General features: G+C 51.5%; 21 protein-coding genes. 16 read left to right on the top strand and 5 right to left on the bottom strand.

Features of this window, described 5'->3' with window-relative positions:
- Positions 1 to 87: 87 nt before the first annotated feature.
- The 8 genes from PsAD37_RS04710 (at position 88) to PsAD37_RS04745 (ending at position 7,163) form a co-directional block, all read left to right on the top strand.
- Positions 88 to 750 (top strand): phosphoribosylanthranilate isomerase, encoded by a 663-nt coding sequence (locus tag PsAD37_RS04710; RefSeq protein ID WP_063295150.1) that lies wholly within the window; start codon positions 88 to 90, stop codon positions 748 to 750.
- 164 nt (positions 751 to 914) lie between these two features.
- Positions 915 to 1,424 (top strand): TIGR02281 family clan AA aspartic protease, encoded by a 510-nt coding sequence (locus tag PsAD37_RS04715; RefSeq protein WP_208981677.1) that lies wholly within the window; start codon positions 915 to 917, stop codon positions 1,422 to 1,424.
- A gap of 142 nt (positions 1,425 to 1,566) precedes the next feature.
- On the top strand, positions 1,567 to 2,559 hold the full coding sequence (locus PsAD37_RS04720) for an aldose epimerase family protein (RefSeq protein ID WP_057464178.1): 993 nt from the start codon (positions 1,567 to 1,569) through the stop codon (positions 2,557 to 2,559).
- Positions 2,560 to 2,606: 47 nt separating this feature from the next.
- The gene (locus PsAD37_RS04725; protein WP_063295151.1) at positions 2,607 to 3,656 is read left to right on the top strand and encodes a histone deacetylase family protein; all 1,050 of its coding nucleotides are present in this window, start codon (positions 2,607 to 2,609) and stop codon (positions 3,654 to 3,656) included.
- Positions 3,657 to 3,906: 250 nt separating this feature from the next.
- Positions 3,907 to 4,344 carry a DUF805 domain-containing protein gene (locus tag PsAD37_RS04730; RefSeq protein WP_063295152.1) on the top strand — a complete coding sequence of 146 codons (438 nt, stop codon included), beginning with the start codon at positions 3,907 to 3,909 and terminating at the stop codon, positions 4,342 to 4,344.
- A 102-nt stretch (positions 4,345 to 4,446) separates the two neighbouring features.
- Positions 4,447 to 5,616, top strand: coding sequence for a succinyl-diaminopimelate desuccinylase (dapE, locus tag PsAD37_RS04735; RefSeq protein ID WP_063295153.1), 1,170 nt, complete (start codon positions 4,447 to 4,449; stop codon positions 5,614 to 5,616).
- A gap of 24 nt (positions 5,617 to 5,640) precedes the next feature.
- Positions 5,641 to 6,249, top strand: coding sequence for a hypothetical protein (locus tag PsAD37_RS04740; protein ID WP_063295154.1), 609 nt, complete (start codon positions 5,641 to 5,643; stop codon positions 6,247 to 6,249).
- A gap of 95 nt (positions 6,250 to 6,344) precedes the next feature.
- Positions 6,345 to 7,163 (top strand): DUF2189 domain-containing protein, encoded by an 819-nt coding sequence (locus tag PsAD37_RS04745; protein ID WP_063295155.1) that lies wholly within the window; start codon positions 6,345 to 6,347, stop codon positions 7,161 to 7,163.
- Between the two features lie 62 nt (positions 7,164 to 7,225).
- Here PsAD37_RS04745 and truA read toward each other — a convergent pair whose 3' ends face one another.
- The 4 genes from truA to def all read right to left on the bottom strand — a co-directional run bounded on the left by truA (position 7,226) and on the right by def (position 10,410).
- Positions 7,226 to 8,056, bottom strand: coding sequence for a tRNA pseudouridine(38-40) synthase TruA (gene truA, locus PsAD37_RS04750; RefSeq protein WP_063295156.1), 831 nt, complete (start codon positions 8,054 to 8,056; stop codon positions 7,226 to 7,228).
- A 152-nt stretch (positions 8,057 to 8,208) separates the two neighbouring features.
- Positions 8,209 to 8,748, bottom strand: a complete 540-nt coding sequence (locus PsAD37_RS04755; RefSeq protein ID WP_063295157.1) for a GNAT family N-acetyltransferase — start codon at positions 8,746 to 8,748, stop codon at positions 8,209 to 8,211.
- A gap of 55 nt (positions 8,749 to 8,803) precedes the next feature.
- The gene (gene fmt / locus PsAD37_RS04760; protein ID WP_063295158.1) at positions 8,804 to 9,748 is read right to left on the bottom strand and encodes a methionyl-tRNA formyltransferase; all 945 of its coding nucleotides are present in this window, start codon (positions 9,746 to 9,748) and stop codon (positions 8,804 to 8,806) included.
- Between the two features lie 134 nt (positions 9,749 to 9,882).
- The gene (def, locus tag PsAD37_RS04765; RefSeq protein ID WP_063291349.1) at positions 9,883 to 10,410 is read right to left on the bottom strand and encodes a peptide deformylase; all 528 of its coding nucleotides are present in this window, start codon (positions 10,408 to 10,410) and stop codon (positions 9,883 to 9,885) included.
- Between the two features lie 431 nt (positions 10,411 to 10,841).
- Here def and PsAD37_RS04770 point away from each other — a divergent pair, with 431 nt between their 5' ends.
- Positions 10,842 to 12,050 carry a DNA recombination protein RmuC gene (locus PsAD37_RS04770; RefSeq protein WP_208991691.1) on the top strand — a complete coding sequence of 403 codons (1,209 nt, stop codon included), beginning with the start codon at positions 10,842 to 10,844 and terminating at the stop codon, positions 12,048 to 12,050.
- 19 nt (positions 12,051 to 12,069) lie between these two features.
- Here the strand turns inward: PsAD37_RS04770 and PsAD37_RS04775 are convergent, their stop codons facing one another.
- Positions 12,070 to 12,987 carry a LysR substrate-binding domain-containing protein gene (locus PsAD37_RS04775; protein ID WP_063295160.1) on the bottom strand — a complete coding sequence of 306 codons (918 nt, stop codon included), beginning with the start codon at positions 12,985 to 12,987 and terminating at the stop codon, positions 12,070 to 12,072.
- Between the two features lie 172 nt (positions 12,988 to 13,159).
- On the opposite strand from PsAD37_RS04775, the gene PsAD37_RS04780 reads away from it, so the two are divergent.
- The 7 genes from PsAD37_RS04780 (at position 13,160) to cpaB (ending at position 18,862) form a co-directional block, all read left to right on the top strand.
- Entirely contained in the window at positions 13,160 to 13,585 is a 426-nt protein-coding gene (locus tag PsAD37_RS04780) for a VOC family protein (protein WP_063295161.1), read from the top strand.
- A gap of 10 nt (positions 13,586 to 13,595) precedes the next feature.
- A complete protein-coding gene (locus PsAD37_RS04785) occupies positions 13,596 to 14,594 on the top strand; it encodes a carbon-nitrogen hydrolase family protein (RefSeq protein ID WP_063295162.1) in 999 nt (332 codons plus the stop codon).
- 255 nt (positions 14,595 to 14,849) lie between these two features.
- On the top strand, positions 14,850 to 15,848 hold the full coding sequence (locus PsAD37_RS04790) for a carbon-nitrogen hydrolase family protein (protein WP_063295163.1): 999 nt from the start codon (positions 14,850 to 14,852) through the stop codon (positions 15,846 to 15,848).
- A gap of 89 nt (positions 15,849 to 15,937) precedes the next feature.
- Complete coding sequence (locus tag PsAD37_RS04795) at positions 15,938 to 16,882, top strand: glyoxylate/hydroxypyruvate reductase A (RefSeq protein WP_208991692.1); 945 nt, start codon at positions 15,938 to 15,940, stop codon at positions 16,880 to 16,882.
- A 132-nt stretch (positions 16,883 to 17,014) separates the two neighbouring features.
- A complete protein-coding gene (locus tag PsAD37_RS04800; RefSeq protein WP_063295165.1) occupies positions 17,015 to 17,230 on the top strand; it encodes a hypothetical protein in 216 nt (71 codons plus the stop codon).
- A gap of 109 nt (positions 17,231 to 17,339) precedes the next feature.
- Positions 17,340 to 17,852, top strand: a complete 513-nt coding sequence (locus PsAD37_RS04805; protein ID WP_063295218.1) for a prepilin peptidase — start codon at positions 17,340 to 17,342, stop codon at positions 17,850 to 17,852.
- Positions 17,853 to 18,082: 230 nt separating this feature from the next.
- A complete protein-coding gene (gene cpaB, locus PsAD37_RS04810) occupies positions 18,083 to 18,862 on the top strand; it encodes a Flp pilus assembly protein CpaB (RefSeq protein ID WP_063295166.1) in 780 nt (259 codons plus the stop codon).
- Positions 18,863 to 18,911: the final 49 nt, after the last annotated feature.

Here is an 18,911-nt window from a genome sequence, read left to right on the forward strand (position 1 = left end):
GAGACGATACGCATCTCAAAACTGTGTATTCGTCCTTTATGAGGTGTAGACCGTGTTGTAAGGTCATGCGCGCAAGGGGATGATGGAATGCCTAATAAAGCTCGTACCCGTTTGAAGGTTTGCTGTATTTCAACATCGGGTGAAGCAGCCACCGCTGTTGCTTGCGGCGCCGATGCTGTCGGCCTTGTTGCCCACATGCCGTCCGGTCCCGGTGTGATCGAAGATGACCTCATTCTCAATATTGCCCGGCAAATCCCACCAGCTGTAGCAACCTGGCTCCTCACATCACGTACCACTGCAAAAGACATCGTCGAACATGTGCTCACCTGCGGCACCAACACGGTTCAAATTGTCAAACCAATTGACCCAGGCGAATATCAGGAACTACGCTTGGACCTGCCTGCCTGCACACGCATCGTGCAAGTTGTTCATGTCGAAGACGAGTACTCCTTTGAAATCGCGCAGGAATATAGCCGCGTTGCAGATGCGGTTCTGCTCGATTCAGGCCGCCCTTCAGAAAACGAACTCGGCGGAACAGGCCGAACGCACAACTGGGATCTAAGCCGCCATATTGTCGAGAAGCTCGATATTCCGGTATTCCTTGCCGGTGGGCTGACCCCTCAGAACATCATCGAAGCAGTTGAGACTGTAAAACCCTACGGCGTAGATGTTTGCAGCGGCGTACGCGTGAATGGTCGCCTCAACCGAACTCGACTGTCAGAATTTGCTGCGGCAATCGCCTGTACCTGAGTTCTAGGTAGATCTCCGGAAATCTTAGGTTTTTAATTAGAATTCTTGCCTTTTTCTTCGGCTCGGCTGTATACCTATGAAAAGTAATGGGCAAAACACTGAGTGATCTCTGAACACGGCGAAAGACCGGGATGTTGTGGTGCCCAGAAGATGTGGGGGCGCACGTGCAACGTTATATCTGGGTCATGGTTGTCGTCATTTGTGTCGCGTTGATCGTGCCCAAGGTGCTCGAAGAGCGCTTGCTGGGCGTCGTTGAGGTGCACGAATCTCAGAGTGTAAACGAGCCTCAGAAAACCTCAAAACGCATCACCAGAATTCGCAAGTCTCCCAACGGCCACTTCATGGCGACCATCAAGATCAATGGTCACAAGACGTCAGCTCTGATTGATACGGGTGCAAGTTTGCTCGCCATACCTTACAGCATCGCACGTAAGGCTGGCATAAGGGTGCGCAACGAAGATTTCACTGTCGAAGTGCGCACAGCAAACGGCATCACATCGGGGGCATCAGCCTCTATTTCAAATCTCTATCTGGGTTCAATTCATATACGCAACGTTAAAAGCCTAATCCTTAAAGATGAAGCGCTCTCACAGGTGCTTTTAGGGATGTCTGCGTTGAACAGGCTTGGCAAAATCACGCTCGGCAACAAAGAGCTCGTGATCGCACCAAGATAACCAAAAAAATAAACCCTGCTTTCTGCTGCTCTTAGACTGGCGGTATCCTTTTGTCTTGCTTGTACTAATTCTCGTTTCATAGGAGGTTGGTATGGAATGAATGACCTGACGGGAGGCAGGTCTGCAATGGAAAGGGAAAGCAGTGGCTATTCGTGATTTCGGTGAACTGGAAAACCGGGAAATTGTCAAAGAAGTGACACTGCATGGCGGCAACCTTACCGCAAGCATCCTCACCTATGGCGCCACAGTTCGCAGACTGCAACTGGGAGATCGCGACCTGACACTCGGCTTTGACAATCTGCGCGACTATGAACTTCACTCCCCGCACATGGGCGCGACTGCAGGCCGCTGCGCCAACCGCATCGCAAGCGGTTGTTTCTCAATTGGCTCTGAAGAATTTCAGCTCTCTGTGAACGAAGGCGGACGACATCACCTGCACGGTGGGCACAAAGGCTTCGCCCATCGGATCTGGACCATTGAAGAAGCCAGCGAGGACAGCGTTTTACTCTCTTTGGAATCTCCGGATGGCGAAGAGGGATATCCGGGCACTGTCCAGATCACCTGCCGCTATACCCTGACCAAAGATAACACGCTGCGCATTGAGTTTTCCGGCACCACGGACAAGCCAACCCTGCTGAATCCGGCACACCACAGCTACTTTAATCTGGGCGATCATGAGGATGTTACCAGGCATCAGATCATGATCCCGGCACGCTCTTACCTCCCTGTTTCTGATCAGCTGATCCCGACTGGTGAGATCGTTGATGTTGCAGGAACACCCTATGATTTCCGCGAGATGCGCGAGATTGCCGACGCGCAGGATTCGCGCTTCGATAACAATTTCTGCCTCAGGCAGTTCCGTCTGAAAAAGCCTGAGCTATCCGCTGTAGTGTTTGAACCTGAGACCGAGCTCAAGATGGAAGTCTGGTCAACAGAGCCCGGCATCCAGTTCTATGACGGCAGTTCCCTCAATACCCCGGTTCCGGGCTTTGGCGGCAAAATGTATGGCCCAAGAGCGGGTCTGTGTCTGGAACCCCAATGCTGGCCGGACAGTCCAAACCATGAAGAATTTGCGTGTTCCACGCTTCAACCCACTGAGCACTATCTACAAGTAACCGAGTACCGTTTCATCTGATGTGCAAAGGAGAGACAGCACATCAGTTGTTGTAAAGGACGATAACAGTGAAGACCATTTTCTCACCTGATCAGCTGTTGCATGCCCCGACCAAAGAAATCTCTGATGGGCAGTTGATTCCTGCCAATGAGATCCCGTCTCGTGCCGAAATTGTTCTTGCGCACCTCAAAAAAGCGCAGTTCGGTGAGGTGCTTACACCAAATGAGTTTTCTCTGGACCCAATCCTCAAAGTACATGATGCAGATTATGTCACCTTTCTGCAGGATTTCTGGAAGCTTTGGCTGGCAGAGGGGCGCACAGTAGAAGAGGTCTTCCCGTTCGTCTGGCCCGTACATGGCCTCAGACATGACATTGTGCCCGATCACATCGACGGAAAGCTTGGTTTTTACTCGTTCGATGCTGGCTCTCCCATGGGCGAGCACACATGGGTCGCAGCGCGCAAAAGTGCGGAAACCGCTCTGACAGGGGCAGAACTGATCCTGTCAGGCGACAACGCTGCCTTCGCGCTCTGCCGTCCTCCGGGTCACCACGCGCACCGTCGCCTCTATGGTGGCTACTGCTTCCTGAACAACGCAGCGATTGCCGCGCAATATCTGCGCGATCAGGGCGTTGGCAAGGTGACGATCTTTGACGTGGACTACCACCACGGCAACGGCACTCAGGCAATCTTCTATGACCGCGCTGACGTGCAGTTCCTCTCTATCCATGCAGACCCGAAGGTTGAGTTCCCTTATTATCTCGGCCATGCAAATGAACGGGGCTTGAAAGAGGGTGCAGGATACAACCACAATTATCCTCTACCACACGGTACTGCATGGGCTCAGTGGGAAGAGGCGATGGAAGACGCCTGCCGCTCCATCGAGAAGTTTGCACCGGATGTCATCATAATCTCTTTGGGCATGGACCCTTACGAGAATGACCCGATTTCTCAGTTCAAGCTGAAGACGGATGATTTCACAAAAATCGGCGCACGCATTGCCAAACTGGGCAAGCCCACCTTATTTGTGATGGAAGGTGGATATGCTGTAGGGGACTTGGGCATCAATTGCACCAAAGCGTTGAGCGGATATCTCGATACTGTGAAGGTTGGGTCCTAGTTAGCTAACCCACTCTGAATGCGATGTTTTATGCAGTGACGGGGAAAGATCTTTCCCGCCACCTGTGTCTTGCTGGAATGCCCCTCTTGAAAGCGGCTCACAATATGCGTACATCCTTGCGAACTGAAATTTCATAAAGCGTATTCCCGTAAGGTGGGGAACGGTTTACGGATAACAACACGCGAGACCACGAGGGATTAAAGCGGCACAGCCAGTCTGACGAAAGGCGGCTGCTTTAAGTGATCAAAGAATGCCAGAGCAAAATCTAAGAAAAACGAGCCTTCTGTGGTTATTTTTCAATCCGTTTGGGCGCATCACTAAAGGCGTATACTGGCTTGCAATTGGGTTGATCTCCTGTGTTATGATCATCGTTGCGAATATTTCTGCCAGCTCGCTTACCTACACCGAAAATGATGCAGCAAATCTCACGTTGGCGCAGGTTTACAGCGATTTGCTGGCTGCAAACCCGCTGTTGTTCCCATTTATACTCCTCACAAACTTCATGGTGCTTATGCTAGTGTTCAAACGGCTACAGGACCGTGGCATCACCGGTTTCGTCGCACTGATAATTTTCTTGCCATTCTTGAACTTTCTGGTTCCAATCATTGTTGGTTTCCTGAAGAGCGAGAAAGGCCCGAACAAATACGGTCCGGCATCCAACACCCGCCCATTACAACGCAAAAAATAAGCGTTTATGTTGAGATTTTGCGTTGCTATGTGCCAGTGAAAATCACGAAGTGCTGGCAACTCGTGATTGACCATCAGGCGCAGCACAGCTAAATCTCGAAGCATGACTGATACGCTTTCTCCTGCGGTACAGATCTGCCGCGACTTAATCCACTGTCCAAGTGTCACACCAGCTGAAGGTGGTGCTCTCACCACGCTCGAAAAGCTGCTCGCTGACGCAGGTTTCGAAGTCTCCCGTGTGATGTTCTCCGACGAGAACACACCCGACATCGAAAACTTATTCGCAACCATCGGCTCCGGCAAACCGCACTTCGTGTTTGCAGGCCATACCGATGTTGTGCCAGTTGGTGATGAAGCAGCCTGGACCCATGGCCCGTTTGACGGAATCATTGCAGATGGCATGCTCCATGGCCGCGGAACTGCAGATATGAAAGGCGGCGTAGCAGCGTTTGCCGCTGCTGCAATCGACTACGTTAAAGCGCATCCAGATGGAATTCCCGGCCAAATCTCCTTCCTGATCACAGGTGATGAAGAGGGGCCGGCAATCAATGGCACCGTCAAACTGCTGGAATGGGCCAAAGAGCAGGGACATGTTTTCGATGCCTGCATCGTTGGCGAACCAACCAATTCGGATGCTCTGGGAGATGCGATCAAAGTTGGCCGTCGCGGGTCTTTGACAGGCACGTTAAAAGTCAACGGAACCCAAGGCCATGTTGCCTATCAACACCTTGCGGACAATCCGGTCCCGGGCATGCTCAAGCTTCTGAGTGCCGTTGCTGAGGTTGAGCTTGACAAAGGCAACGAGCGGTTCCAGCCATCCAATCTGGAAATCACCACGGTTGATGTCGGCAACACTGCAACCAACGTCATTCCAGCTCACGTTATGGCGAAATTCAATATTCGCTTTAATGATCAATGGTCTGTCAGTTCACTGAGCCAGCACATAGAGAAGCTTCTGAATGATGCAGCTCCAGACGGCCTCGACTGGAGCATTGAGTTTGCCAGAGAAGCCACCGACAGCTTCCTGACACACGACGAAGCGTTGATCCAGACCCTATCCAATTCCATCAAAACGGTCACTGGTCGCACACCAGAACTGTCCACTGGCGGCGGAACCTCTGATGCACGTTTCATCAAGAACTATTGTGCAGTCGTTGAGTTCGGCCTTGTCGGCCAGACCATGCACAAAGTTGACGAGCACGTTGCTGTGGCTGACATTGAACAGCTCGCAGACATCTACCTCCGCTTCCTGCAAGATTACTTTCAGGCTTAAGCTAATAAGGAACAGGGTGTTTTGATGGTTCTTGGCACACAGGAAATTCGCCAGTCCTGCATTGCATCCTGGAGGATCATGAGGGGCGAGACGGAAGCCTTGCAGCAGTTTGATCTGTCTGCAGATGGCTTCTGGCGCTCCTTTCTGGTCATCTTCCTCCTGCTTCCGTTCTATCTGCTGAGTCTGATCGCAGAGCATGCGTTGATGGTTGAGCATTTCACCACGCAGGGACAAGAGAGCACTGAGATGGTTGCTGGGGGCTTCCAGCTGTATTTCGGTAAATTCCTCTCCCTGTTTGTCGACTGGATCACATTCCCGATCGTTGTTGGGCTTCTCGCTGGATCGTTAGGGCTGAAACGCAACTACGGACCATACATCATCGTCCGCAACTGGAGCACGCTCATCATCCTGCTCCCGCAGACGCTGCTGTATCTGCTTTATATGGCGGGGCTCATTCCCTCAGAACTGCTGATCATGTTGACCTTCCCGATCATCGGGTGGGTACTGTGGTACAGATTCCAGATTGCCCGTGTTGCAGGGGACTGCAGCTTCTCAATCTCGATTGGTCTGGTGGTTCTGGATCTGGTGCTTTCCATCCTGATCAGTGCGTCACTTGACCGACTATTTACGTAATAATACCTATTTTTCACGCACCCCTTTAAATTTTCAGTAGCGCTCATCCCAGTTTCCGCGCACACTTAACGTGGAGGAAAATTGGGAGGGACGGAATGTCAGACAATCATCTGACTGTGCCTGCGGGTGCGCAAAACTCACAGCACAAACTGGCGAAACCGATCGTGCGTCAGGTTACTCTGGAGGATATAACAAGCTCCCTGAAGCTTGGAATTTTGGACTTTGTGAAGACGCCGGTTATTGGCCTGACCTTTGGCGCCTTCTTTGTCGTCGGAGGGGTACTGGTCACGCTGCTCTCGTTCTGGGTGGACATGAGCTACATCAGCTACCCACTGGCCTGTGGCTTCCTGCTTCTGGGACCATACGCAGCTTTGGGGCTCTATGAGGTTTCCAGACGACTGCAGGCAGGCGAGACACCGCGCATGAGCGGCCTGTTTACGCTGATGTGGGAGCAACGCCGCGGCGAGATAGCCTGGATGGCCTTTGTCGTTATCTTCATCCAGTTCCTATGGATGTTTAAAGTCCACCTGCTGCTAGCCCTCTTTTTGGGAATGCAGGGCTACGGCACATTTCTGCAGTTTGCGCAGACGATCTTTGAGACCTCTGATGGTCTCCTGTTTCTGTTGGCTGGTCACCTTGTCGGAGCGTTTTTCGCCATGCTGCTGTTCGCAGTCAGTGTGGTGTCATTCCCGATGCTGCTGGACACGGAAGTGGATTTCGTGACTGCAATGATCACAAGCTTCAAGGTGGTGACGGGAAGTCCGGTGATCATGGTGGGCTGGGGATTGCTCATCACGGCGATATTGATGGCTTCAATGATCCCTATGTTTGTCGGCTTACTGGTTACATTGCCAGTGCTCGGCCACACAACGTGGCACCTTTACAAACGGGTTGTGTCATTCGAAGGAAAGTAAGCTCATGTAACCGGAGGTGGACGGCCTCCGGTTTCCTATTAAGCTAACAGGTTGAAGAGAACCTAGTCTTCTTCATCCGCCGGGGCTTCATCAGCACCAACGCTCTTCAAGCTATCCTGATAGGCAAGGAACGACGCCTCATCCTCTTTTGGGGTGCGATAATCGACCTGCGTGAGATAAAGCCCCTCAGGCACAGCAACAGGTCCACACGCTTGTCTGTCACAGGCTTCCAGTGCTGCTCTCAGATCGTCTTTAGTCCAGCGGCCTTCACCCACAAGACGAAGGCTACCCACCATGGAACGAACCTGATTGTGCAGGAATGAGCGGGAGCTGCATTCTAGGAACACGTGATAGCCTTGACGATATACACAGATGCGCTCCATCGTCTTCCACGGGCTCTTCGCCTGACAACGCGTATGGCGGAAGGTCGTGAAATCATGATGACCCAGCAGCACTTGCGCAGCGTCGTTCATGGCCTCCGCATCCAGCTCCGGCTTCACATGCCATGCCAGCCCAAGGTCGTGGGTCAGCGGCTCAAGACGGTTTGCGATCTTAAAGCGATAATGACGGCGGATTGCTGAAAACCGGGCATCAAAGCCCAGACCTGCCTTCTCACAAGCCAGAATGGCAACTGGGTCCGGTTGCGTATGAAAGTTCAGCGCATTCTTCACGGTTTCTGCAGGCCAATCCTTTGCAAGATCCAGATGGGCCACCTGTCCGGTCGCATGCACACCAGAGTCCGTGCGTCCGGCACCGCCAATGGTCACTGTCTCACCCGTGAAGGACTTGATTGCGCGCTCAATAACACCCTGGGCTGTCGGCCCGTTGTCCTGACGCTGCCAGCCAACAAAAGGGCGTCCGTCATAATCAATGGTAATTTTGTAACGCGGCATTCTTGTTCTTTGCAAAGGTTAGGCAAGCAGACTGTAAGCCAGTTTGCAGGGCGTGAGACAAGCATGAGCTTGCAGGATATCTCTGAAATTTTGCGCTGTACTATCAGATTTGAAAGGGCAAGACCAGACCTGACGGTAAGCCTGAAAGGAACCTATTCGAACTCTCGGAAAGGTGTGGCATAGGTAACCTCAACCGGCAGGTCTTCGCGCCCCGCCTGCGTAAAAGGCAATGCCATGAAGATAGGCCCGGCATATGGTCCTTGCACCTTCTTGGCCAGTTCGCTGTCAAAGCCAAAGCGGGAATAGTAATCAGGAGCCCCCAACACCAGAACCAGGTCTTCCCCCAGCCCTTGTAAGTCATCCAGAGCTTCCTGAATGAGTTTCGTGCCTACGCCCTTGTTTTGAGAGGCGGGATCAACGCAAACTGGTGCAAGGCAGCTGATTTTCAGGCGGTGTCCTTCTCCCGTACCCGTCACACGAGAAAACGCGAGGTGGCCGAGTAATTTGCCATCATCATCCGTTGCAATCCGCTCAAGAACCAGCGCACCACAAGCACGCAGTCGCTCAACCAGACGTCCTTCGTTGCTCTGACCAAAGGCTTTGACGAGCAAAGACAAAATGGCAGGCTCGTCTTTCTTTTCTGGCGTACGGAGACCAACTTGATCCTCTCCAATCTGGTGGAATTCAACCATGATGCCTCCGTGTTTCCTGATGTTTCTTAAGAAAAGCCTATATGATTAATCAGGGTCAGGAAACCGTGTCTCCGGCACTAAGCTTAGAGCCACGTAAAAATTCCTCAGCAGACATCGCCTTTTTGCCAGCCCGTTGAACCTGAACCAGCTTGATCGCGTCAGAACCACACGCAATCGTCAGCGTAGTATCGTCAACAACCAGAACCTCACCAGCTGCACCAGAACCATCGGCTAAGCTGCTGCGCAGGATCTTCACACGTTCAGGGTTCTTGCCACCCAACTCCATCTCGCACCAGGCGCCAGGGAACGGAGATAGGCCACGAATGTGGTTGTGCACTTGTTCAGCTGGCAAAGACCAGTCGATGCGTGTTTCGCTCTTCTGGATCTTCTTAGCGTAGGTCACGCCCTCATCAGGTTGAGGCGTTGCACCAAGACCACCACGAGACAGAGCAGAAAGTGCACGCATCATCAAATCGCCGCCCAAAGCAGACAGGCGGTCATGCAGCTCGCCTGCTGTCATGTCCGGGGTGATTGCGACGGTCTCAGACATGCAGACCGGACCAGTGTCCAGTCCTTCTTCCATCTGCATCACCTGAATGCCGGAAGCTTTGTCTCCAGCCATGATAGCCCGGTTGATAGGCGCAGCACCGCGCCAGCGTGGAAGCAGCGAGGCATGGCCATTCAAACAGCCGTGCTCGGTGCCCTCCAGAATGGCTTTCGGCAGCAACAAGCCATAAGCGACCACAACAGCCACATCCGCTTCAAAGGAGCGGAACCGTTCCTGCTCTTCTTCGCTCTTCAGTGATGTTGGTGTGAAAACAGGAATACCGAGGCTTTCAGCAGCTTCGTGCACAGGCGTCTTTTTCAGCTCCATGCCGCGTCCGGCTTTGCGTGGTGGCTGCGAGTAACAAGCGACCACATCCCAACCTTGCCCGACGATCTCAAAGAGTGTCGGAACGGAGAAATCAGGAGTACCCATAAAGATGACGCGCAATGACATAGCTGACCTGCTTGGCTGTAATTCTTGTATTCCAGACTTCATGCGTCAGCTGGTGGGGAAGGACAAGGAAAAAACAACAAAAAAAAGCGGCTCTCCAAAGAAGGCCGCTTAATCCACTCGCAATACCAGGATGATCAGGCTTGTTTCGCCTGCTTGATCATCTTCTTCACGATCCGGTCACGCTTCAGTCGGGACAGGTAATCGATGAACAGCACACCGTTCAGATGGTCCAGCTCATGCTGAATGCAGGTGGCAAGCAAACCGCCAGCTTCAATTTCCTGCTTCTCGCCTTCAATGTTGAGGAAGGAAACGCGCACTTCGCTTGGCCGCTCAACATCCTCATAAACGCCAGGGATGGACAGGCAACCTTCCTGATAAGTGCTCTTCTCCTCAGATGACCACGTGATCTCTGGGTTGATGAACACCATTGGCTCTTTCTCGACGGAATCGTCTTCTTCGCTCTCGCGCTCTGCAACATCAAGAACGAACATACGTTTCAAAACGCCAATCTGACTTGCTGCAAGGCCAATGCCCGGCGCGTCATACATGGTCGCCAGCATATCGTCGGCAAGTTTTCTGATTTCGTCGTTGATGTCTTCAATCGGAGCGCACTTCTCGCGAAGGCAGTTTTCCGGGACAAATTTTATCTCGCGAATCGTCATAATTACTTTTGAAGTTGTTCTCGTTGCAAAGCTGTCTGCTCAACGTGAGGCCAGCTGATAGTGTTATTTACGCTTCATATCCTCTTATAAGAACTTTGCCAAGTCGTTGACTATAGGCTTTTGGTTAGCGGCTATTAATGGATATTGTGGGATGGAAATAAAGTATCATTTCCCAAAATATAGTTTCATCCTAATGTACGTATTATCAAAATAAAATATCATCCTATTTCTTTCTGATATATGACCGCTTCACAACGGAATTTTGTGGAGTCGGCCTAATGGCTGGGTAATCCCGGCGTTGTTGCATAAAGGGCGAAGGCGCCTTTATGCAACAACGCCGATACTCCCCATCAATTGAAGGATGTGGGTTGCAGTGCATCCAAGAAAGCTGAGAGGTATCGCGGTGTTGCAAAGTGTTCTATGTTTGTTTCATGGAACAGACAGTCTTCACATACGGTGCATTCACCCTCTCATATATTCAGGCAGCCATAGTCAGTGGAGGCCTTTTTTTCCTTTTGCTGCTCATCTGGATCATGAGCCTGCGCGCAAAACTTAACAAAGTGCGTGGTACATCGGTGCTGGAGCAAAAGCGGGCAGAATACACAGAAGCCGCACTGGCAGATCTGGTCCGCTCTCAAGGAGAAATGACAGGCCGTATGCAAACCATGGCAGAGGTTTTTGGCTCCCGTCAGTCAGATCTGATGCGTGTGGTGAATGATCGCCTTGATGGTCTTGGTAAAACGCTGGGTGCGTCTGTTCTGGAAACCCATCGTCAAACCCATGCCAGTCTGACAGGCCTGCAGGAGCGTATGGCACTGCTCGACAAAGCGAATAAAACCATGGGTGAGCTGGCAGGGCAGGTGACTGATCTGCAGATGGTTTTGAATGACAAGCAAACCCGGGGTGCATTTGGTCAAGGACGTATGGAGGCAATCATTGATGACGCATTGCCACCAACAAGCTTCTCGTTTCAAAGCTCACTCTCCAATCGCTCCCGGCCTGACTGTCTGATCCATATGCCGACGGGTGCCCCGCCGTTGGTGGTGGATGCCAAGTTCCCCCTGGAAGCTTTCGCTGCCATCAAGGATGCAGAAACCAAGCAGGACTTGAAAGAAGCTGCCGCTCGCTTCCGAAAGGATATCTCCAAGCATCTAGAAGACATCGCAGGTAAGTATTTGCTTCCGGGTGAGACGCAGGACACGGCGCTTATGTTTGTGCCCTCTGAGAGCCTTTTCGCTGAGATCCACGAAGGTTTCCCTGACCTGACGCAAAAAGCCCACCGCCTGCGCGTGGTCATCGTCTCACCGTCTCTGCTTGTTCTTGCTGTGCAGGTTATTCAATCTGTGCTGCGCGATGCCCGCATGCGCGAACAGGCTCATTTCATTCAGGCTGAAGTTGGTAAACTCCTGCTGGATGTTGGCCGTCTGACAGAGCGTGTCTCCAAACTGCAAACCCATTTTGCCCAGACCAACAAAGATCTGGATCAGATCATGATCTCAGGCGACAAAATCGGCAATCGAGCTCGCAAGATTGATGAGATGCAATTGGGCGGCAAAGCAACAGATCACGTCTCCTCAGCTGCATCACAAGCCCCACAAACAACACACCTTGCAGAAGATGAGTTGCCATCCCCCTTTTAGTTTGATCGGCGATAAGCAGCTACTCGATCTGTAGAAGATGATCACGCAAGGCAGCCACTGCCGGCCGCCTCCAGGCAGCTGAACTCCCAACAATGTAATAGGTGTTCCCCGTCATATGCCGTGCAGAGACTGGCTCGATCAGTGTCCCATCCGCCAGATCTTTCTCAATGAGCAAAGAGGGAAGCAAGGCAAGGCCAAGGCCCTGACGCGTAGCCTCCAATACCATGAAGAAATGCTCGAAGGAAAGGGAGGTGTCTCCGGGCAAGTAGCTTGAAAGCTTATGTGCCTCCGCCCAGTATTCCCAACTGCCCAGGCGCGTGGAGTGAATGAGTCGGGGGAGACCCAGAAGATCTTTTATGCTCTCCGGCTGGGTATCCCCCAACAGGCTTGGATGACAGACCAGAACCATTTCTTCATCACAAATCCGGAAGCTCTCCAGAGCAGGCCAACTGCCACGCCCCACAGTAAGTGCCACATCCACACTGGAAGGATCCCAGTTGACCGGATCTTTATGACCAGCTGAAAAGTCGGCTGGGATGGTAACAAGATCAACGCTGATGGCGGGATAGGCCTGCTTAAAGCCTTTGATCCGCTCCATGAACCAGAGATTGGCAAGTGAGGGTAGCGTCCCGATACGCAGCTGACCTGAAACAGACCCCTTCAATTCATGCTCAAGATCTTCAACCAGCTTCAATGCATTCTTTGCCTTCTGGCTCAGCAGCAGCCCATCTTGAGTAAGTGCCAGCGTTTTCCCCTGACGCGAAAACAGCACCAGTCCCAACTGCTCTTCCAAATTCTGAATGCGGCGGGACACAGCCCCTTGCGTAATGCCAAGCTCCCGTGCCGCCCGGGTAAAGCTCCCATGGCGCGCTGCTGCATCAAAAACAGGAAGAACAGAGAGGATCTGCGAAGTGATCGAAAGACTATGTCGGCTCATGCTATGAGTTTAACTCATGTCTATGTGACTGTCATTGGTCTATCTATGAGATTTTACGTAGTTTAAAACAACTCCAGCATGAGTTTTGGGTATAGAGCCTATTCTAGGTAAGTGGCCTTCAAGGTTTCTACCAGAATACGGATTTTAGTTTGCAAGTAAGGTGAGGCTGAACATGGCGCGTCCATTCCATCTGGCATTTCCGATTGATGATCTGGAACAGACCAAAACGTTCTACATGGGCGTGCTTGGGTGTAAGCAAGGCCGAGAACTTGAAGGCAAGTGGGTCGATTTTGACCTGTTCGGACACCAGATGTCCGCCCACCTTCGTGAAAAAACACAGTTTCCCCTTGGAGTCACTGGTGTCGTTGATGGCGACGCTGTGCCCATTCCTCACTTTGGCGTTGTTTTGCCAATGGATGAATGGAAGATGCTTGCTGATCGACTGAAAACACATGAAACTATTGAATGGTTGCTGGAGCCTAAGATCAGGTTCGAAGGGCAACCGGGAGAGCAGGGAACTTTTTTCATTAAAGACCCCTCGGGCAATGCTCTCGAATTCAAGGCATTCGCCAGTGACTCCGATATTTTCGCAACCTGAGTAGATCCCCATGGAAATTTTAGAAGCAACACATACAACACAAAACCCTGCCGCATCTGACAAGATCAAAGTCGCGCTCGCACAGATCGCTCCGGTCTGGTTGAAGCGCGATGAAACACTGAAAAAAGTGGCTGATGCGGTAGAACTTGCAGGAAAACAAGGCTGCCAGCTTGTCACCTTTGGCGAAGCGTTGGTTCCGGGCTACCCGTTCTGGATAGAACGCACAGACGGTGCACGTTTCAACGACCCGAAGCAAAAAGCAATTTACGCGGAGTATCTTGAGCAAGGCGTCGTGATCGAAGACGGTCACCTGGACGATATTTGCGCGATTGCGAAAAAGTATAGCATCGCTGTGTATCTCGGTGTCATGGAGCGGGCTGCAAACAGAAGCGGTCATAGTCTCTATTGTTCGCTGGTCTACATCGACCAGAATGGTGAGATCGGCTCCTCACACCGCAAACTCCAACCAACCTACGAAGAGCGCCTTGCATGGGCGCCGGGCGACGGCAATGGCTTACGTGTCCATCCGCTGGGCCGCTTCACCGTAGGTGGTCTCAACTGCTTCGAAAACTGGATGCCTCTGTCCCGTGCTGCTCTTTATGCGCAAGGAGAAGATCTGCACGTCGCAGTTTGGCCGGGTGGACTGCACAACACCGAAGATACAACCCGCTTTGTTGCCAAAGAAAGCAGAAGCTATGTGATTTCAGTCTCTGGCCTCATGCGACCAAAGGACTTCCCGGAAGACACGCTGGAGCTTGCAAAGATCCTCGAGAACAGCGATGACTTTCTCGCAAACGGTGGTTCTTGCATCTCTGCGCCAGATGGGTCTTGGGTTGTTGAGCCACAAGTCGGTAAGGAAGTTCTGATCACAGCAGAACTGGATCATGCCGTGGTACGCGGTGAACGCCAGAACTTTGATCCAACGGGCCATTACAGCCGACCAGATGTGACGCGCTTGGTCGTTGATCGGAAACGTCAACAACTCGCGGATTTCATCGACGCTGAATAAATTTAAGTACTCAGGCGGATTTATTGGGGCAGGGTTTTGATTAGCTTAGGTTTCTTCTCTCAAAAAATTCAGTAAAGTTGAGTGATCCAACCAGCTACAGGCACCCCTGCCTCATAGTAAGATCAAGATCTGAAACAATAGAATCTCAAAGCAGGTAGTGCTGACGTGCTTCATTGCCTGAATGATAGACTCTGTTGTTTGCAGCCCCGCCAAACCCGAGTGTGATCTTCGCATCTGCAAGCTGAGTATTGAATCATGGAAATTTTAGAAGCAACGCATTTATCTCACAATCCGTCCGCATCTGACAAAATCAAAGTCGCGCTCGCACAGATCGCTCCAGTTTGGCTGAAGCGTGAAGCGACCTTGGACAAAGTGATTGATGCAGTCGAGCTTGCTGGCAAACAGGGCTGCCAGCTTGTGGCGTTTGGAGAGACACTGGTCCCGGGCTATCCGTTCTGGATAGAACGCACAGACGGTGCTCGCTTCAATGACCCAAAGCAAAAGGCCATGTACGCCAAATGCCTTGATCAAGCCGTGGTGATTGAGGACGGTCATCTGGATGCACTTTGCGCTGCGGCGAAGAAACACAGCATCTCAGTCTATCTCGGCGTAATGGAGCGGGCCGCAAACCGAAGCGGACACAGCCTTTATTGCACGCTGGTCTATATCGACCAGAATGGTGGGATCGGTTCCGCGCATCGCAAATTGCAGCCAAGCTATGCAGAACGTCTGGCTTGGGCTCCAGGAGATGGCAACGGCTTACGTGTCCATCCGTTGGGCCGCTTTACGGTTGGTGGTCTGAACTGTGCTGAAAACTGGATGCCATTGTCACGCGTTGCTCTGTATGCGCAAGGAGAAGACCTGCACGTAGCCGTCTGGCCGGGTGGCCTGCGAAACACAGAGGATCCAACACGTTTTGTTGCCAAAGAAAGCAGAAGCTACGTGCTGTCAGTCTCAGGGCTGATGCGCGCTGCAGACTTTCCAAAGGATACGCCTGAGCTGGCTGAAATCCTTGAAAACAGCGGTGAGTTTCTTGCTGACGGTGGATCTTGCATCGCTGCGCCAGATGGATCCTGGGTGATGGCGCCACAAGTTGGCAAAGAACTCTTGATCACAGCACAACTGGACCACGCCTTGGTGCGAGCAGACCGCCAACTCTTTGATCCGACCGGTCATTACAGCCGACCGGATGTTACCCGTCTTGTCGTCGACCGTAAGCGCCAACAGCTTGCTGAATTCGTCGATTCTGAATAAAACAAAAACCAGATTGATATATTACAGCGTGTTTAACAGATGGGCCTGCTGGGTCTCAAATAAGAATACGCTCAACAATGGAGTGCTGCATGAACCTGGTCTTATCTCTCAAAAGCTTCAACGAACCTGAGTGGATCGACCGTTTGCTGGCGCTTCTTCCCAATCGAAAGATCGAGGGTTGGAACGGGGGTGTATCTGAGCCAGAAAAAGCAGAGTATCTCCTTGCTTGGAAGCCGGATCCTGCCGCCTTTTCCGCGCTGCCCAACCTCAAAGTAATCTTCTCGCTAGGGGCTGGTGTCGACCATTTGACCTCGTTGCCAGAGCTCCCCAGCCTCCCGTTGGTTCGGATTGTTGATCCAGATCTCACCAGTCGCATGACAGAATGGGTGGTCTTCCAAACGTTACTCCACCATCGTCAACACCTGACTTACGCGGCTCAGCAAGAAGCAGGTGTTTGGAATGGACACAGGCAGTGGGCAGCAAAAGATGTGCGCGTTGGTATTCTGGGGCTTGGTGAGCTGGGTTTAGATTCAGCAAAAGCACTCAAAGCGCTGGGCTTCAACGTTGCCGGCTGGTCTCGCACGCCAAAAGATGCTGACGGTATTGAGAGCTTTTCCGGTGAAGACCAGCTGGAGCCGTTTTTGAATCGCACAGACATTCTGGTCAATCTGTTGCCCTCCACACCTGCCACACACAAGCTGGTAAATGCAGACCGGTTGGCCATGTTGTCTCATACCGGAGCGTTAGGTGGTCCTGTTTACATCAACGCCGGACGCGGGGCGACTCAGGATGAAACCGCGATCGATGCGGCTCTGACATCCGGCCAGCTCAAAGGCGCAAGCCTTGACGTGTTCGCTATTGAGCCTCTGGTGGACACAAGTCCTCTTTGGCAACAGAAAAACTGCATCATCACGCCACATGTCGCGGCTGAGAGCGACCTGCAAGCTCTTTCAGAATATGTTGCGCAGCAAATCAAGGGCTTTGAACGTGGTGACGCGCTCGAAAACCTCGTCGACCTTGATGTTGGATACTAGGTTTATCAAATTCTTGATGAAACCTTAGTTTAGAGTGCCAAATATCTGAAGAAGTTGAGTGCGCGGATCAATCTAAGGTTTAGCTGCTAGGGGTAGCATCAAACACAACTATAACAATTAGATTGTGACCTGATGCTCTCCATACTCCGAGGTTTGTTCCAGCGAGATCTGGGCAGCGCGACTATTGAATTCAGCCTCATCTCCGGCCTCATTGCTCTGGCGATTCTTGCCATGGTGTCCGCGCCAACGCTCACCAACTCCTCCTTTATTGCTGAGAATGCGACTTCGCAGCCCAATGCAGCCGAGCCCGATCTTCAATTGTGGGAACTCGTGAAACCAAACAATTAAATTTGTAAATAAATGAGTTTTAACGAGATAAAAATATCAGGTGTTAAGGCCTTCTTTGGAATTACCCCTGCAAAACCTTAACATGGTATTTGTTGGGGGAGATCACGACATGATTGCAAATGGACTACTGATCATTTTTCCATTGCTGCTTGCAATCGCTGCATTCTTTGATCTCTTCACAATGACGATTCCAAATAAGCTCAACCTGATTATTGTCGTTGCCTTTGTCAGTTTAGCTTTCATATCGCAATTACCCTTGGAACAGGTCGGCATGAGCTTCGCACTCGGGCTCAGCGTGATGGTTGTCGGCTTCGGATTGTTCGCGCTCGGTGTCATGGGCGGCGGAGATGTGAAGTTTCTCGCCGCAAACTCTCTTTGGCTCGGCCTTTCGATGAACATGCTGGACTTCATTTTGCTGACCAGCATTTATGGCGGTGCATTAACGCTTGTTATCTTGGCCTTGCGCAAGGTTCCGTACTTCCCGCAGTTCATGCATGGGCAAGAATGGCTCTTAAGATTGCATGACAGAAAAGCAGGTGTCCCATACGGGATTGCAATCGCAATTGCGGGGATTCAGGTGTACCCGAATACCTTCTGGTTTGCTCAAATTCCAACTTTCTGAGCATTTCACGAGCAAATCATCTTAGTAAAGTATTAATGTTTTAAACTAGTGTGCTTTCACTAGCGCTAACCTATTGCTGTTCATGCATATTCCTAATTTGACTCTATGCACATAAGTAAAAAATACAAATGTAGTAATGTTACGGAATATTAACTATGTCTTGACAGTTTTTGCTCAAATTAAGGTTAACGAATGCTGTTAAGCTAAATCTCTTAGAGGGTGGGTGCCACATGAAGGCCTCCAGATTACTAGTTTTAATTATTGCTTTAAGCGCCGGTGGGTTGGCCGCCTGGTTGAACCTGTCTTCCGGTTCCCGGGAGCAGTCACCAACCATTGTTGTGCAGGAACAAGAGATACCGTCACTGGAAATTCTTGTTGCAGCGCAAGACCTCAAAGTCGGCACCTCTCTAACAAAGGGTGACTTAGCCTGGGCTAAGTGGCCAGAAGAGTCTGTATCTGACGGTGTAATCTTGCGCCGCTCAAGTCCAAATGCAAACAACGAGTTTCTGGGGCAGATCATCAAAGCAGCGATGTTCGGCGGGGAACCAATTCGCGCAGAGCGTCTCATCGATACGGATAAAGGCTTCCTGGCAGCGATCCTCCCAAAAGGAAAGCGCGCCGTTGCTGTTCCGGTTGACGCAGTCTCTACCGCAGGTGGTTTCATCCTTCCCGGAGACAAAGTCGATGTGCTGGTTACCATGCAAGCCAAGAAACGCGAAGACGGCTTCATCAGTGAAACGCTCCTCGAGAACATTAAGGTGCTCGCCATCGATACCACGACAGCCTCTGAAAATAGTGAGAAGGCGATGTCGCCAGACCAGACCGCTACACTGGAACTCTTGCCTCACGAGGCTGAGACTATCGCTCGCGCAACCCAGATGGGAACTCTCTCGCTCTCATTGCGCAGCGCAGCAGATTCCAGAGACGGTTTGAAGCAACCACCCCGCGTCAAAGGTGGTGTGAAGTTCGTAAAGTACGGGATTGCCTCCCAGTCTGTTAACGGAAATTAGTAGGTAAACTATGGTTTTTCATCGACAAATTAGTCTGGCGAGAAGTTTA

This window comes from Pseudovibrio sp. Ad37, from assembly GCF_001623075.1.
Classification (GTDB): Bacteria; Pseudomonadota; Alphaproteobacteria; order Rhizobiales; family Stappiaceae; genus Pseudovibrio.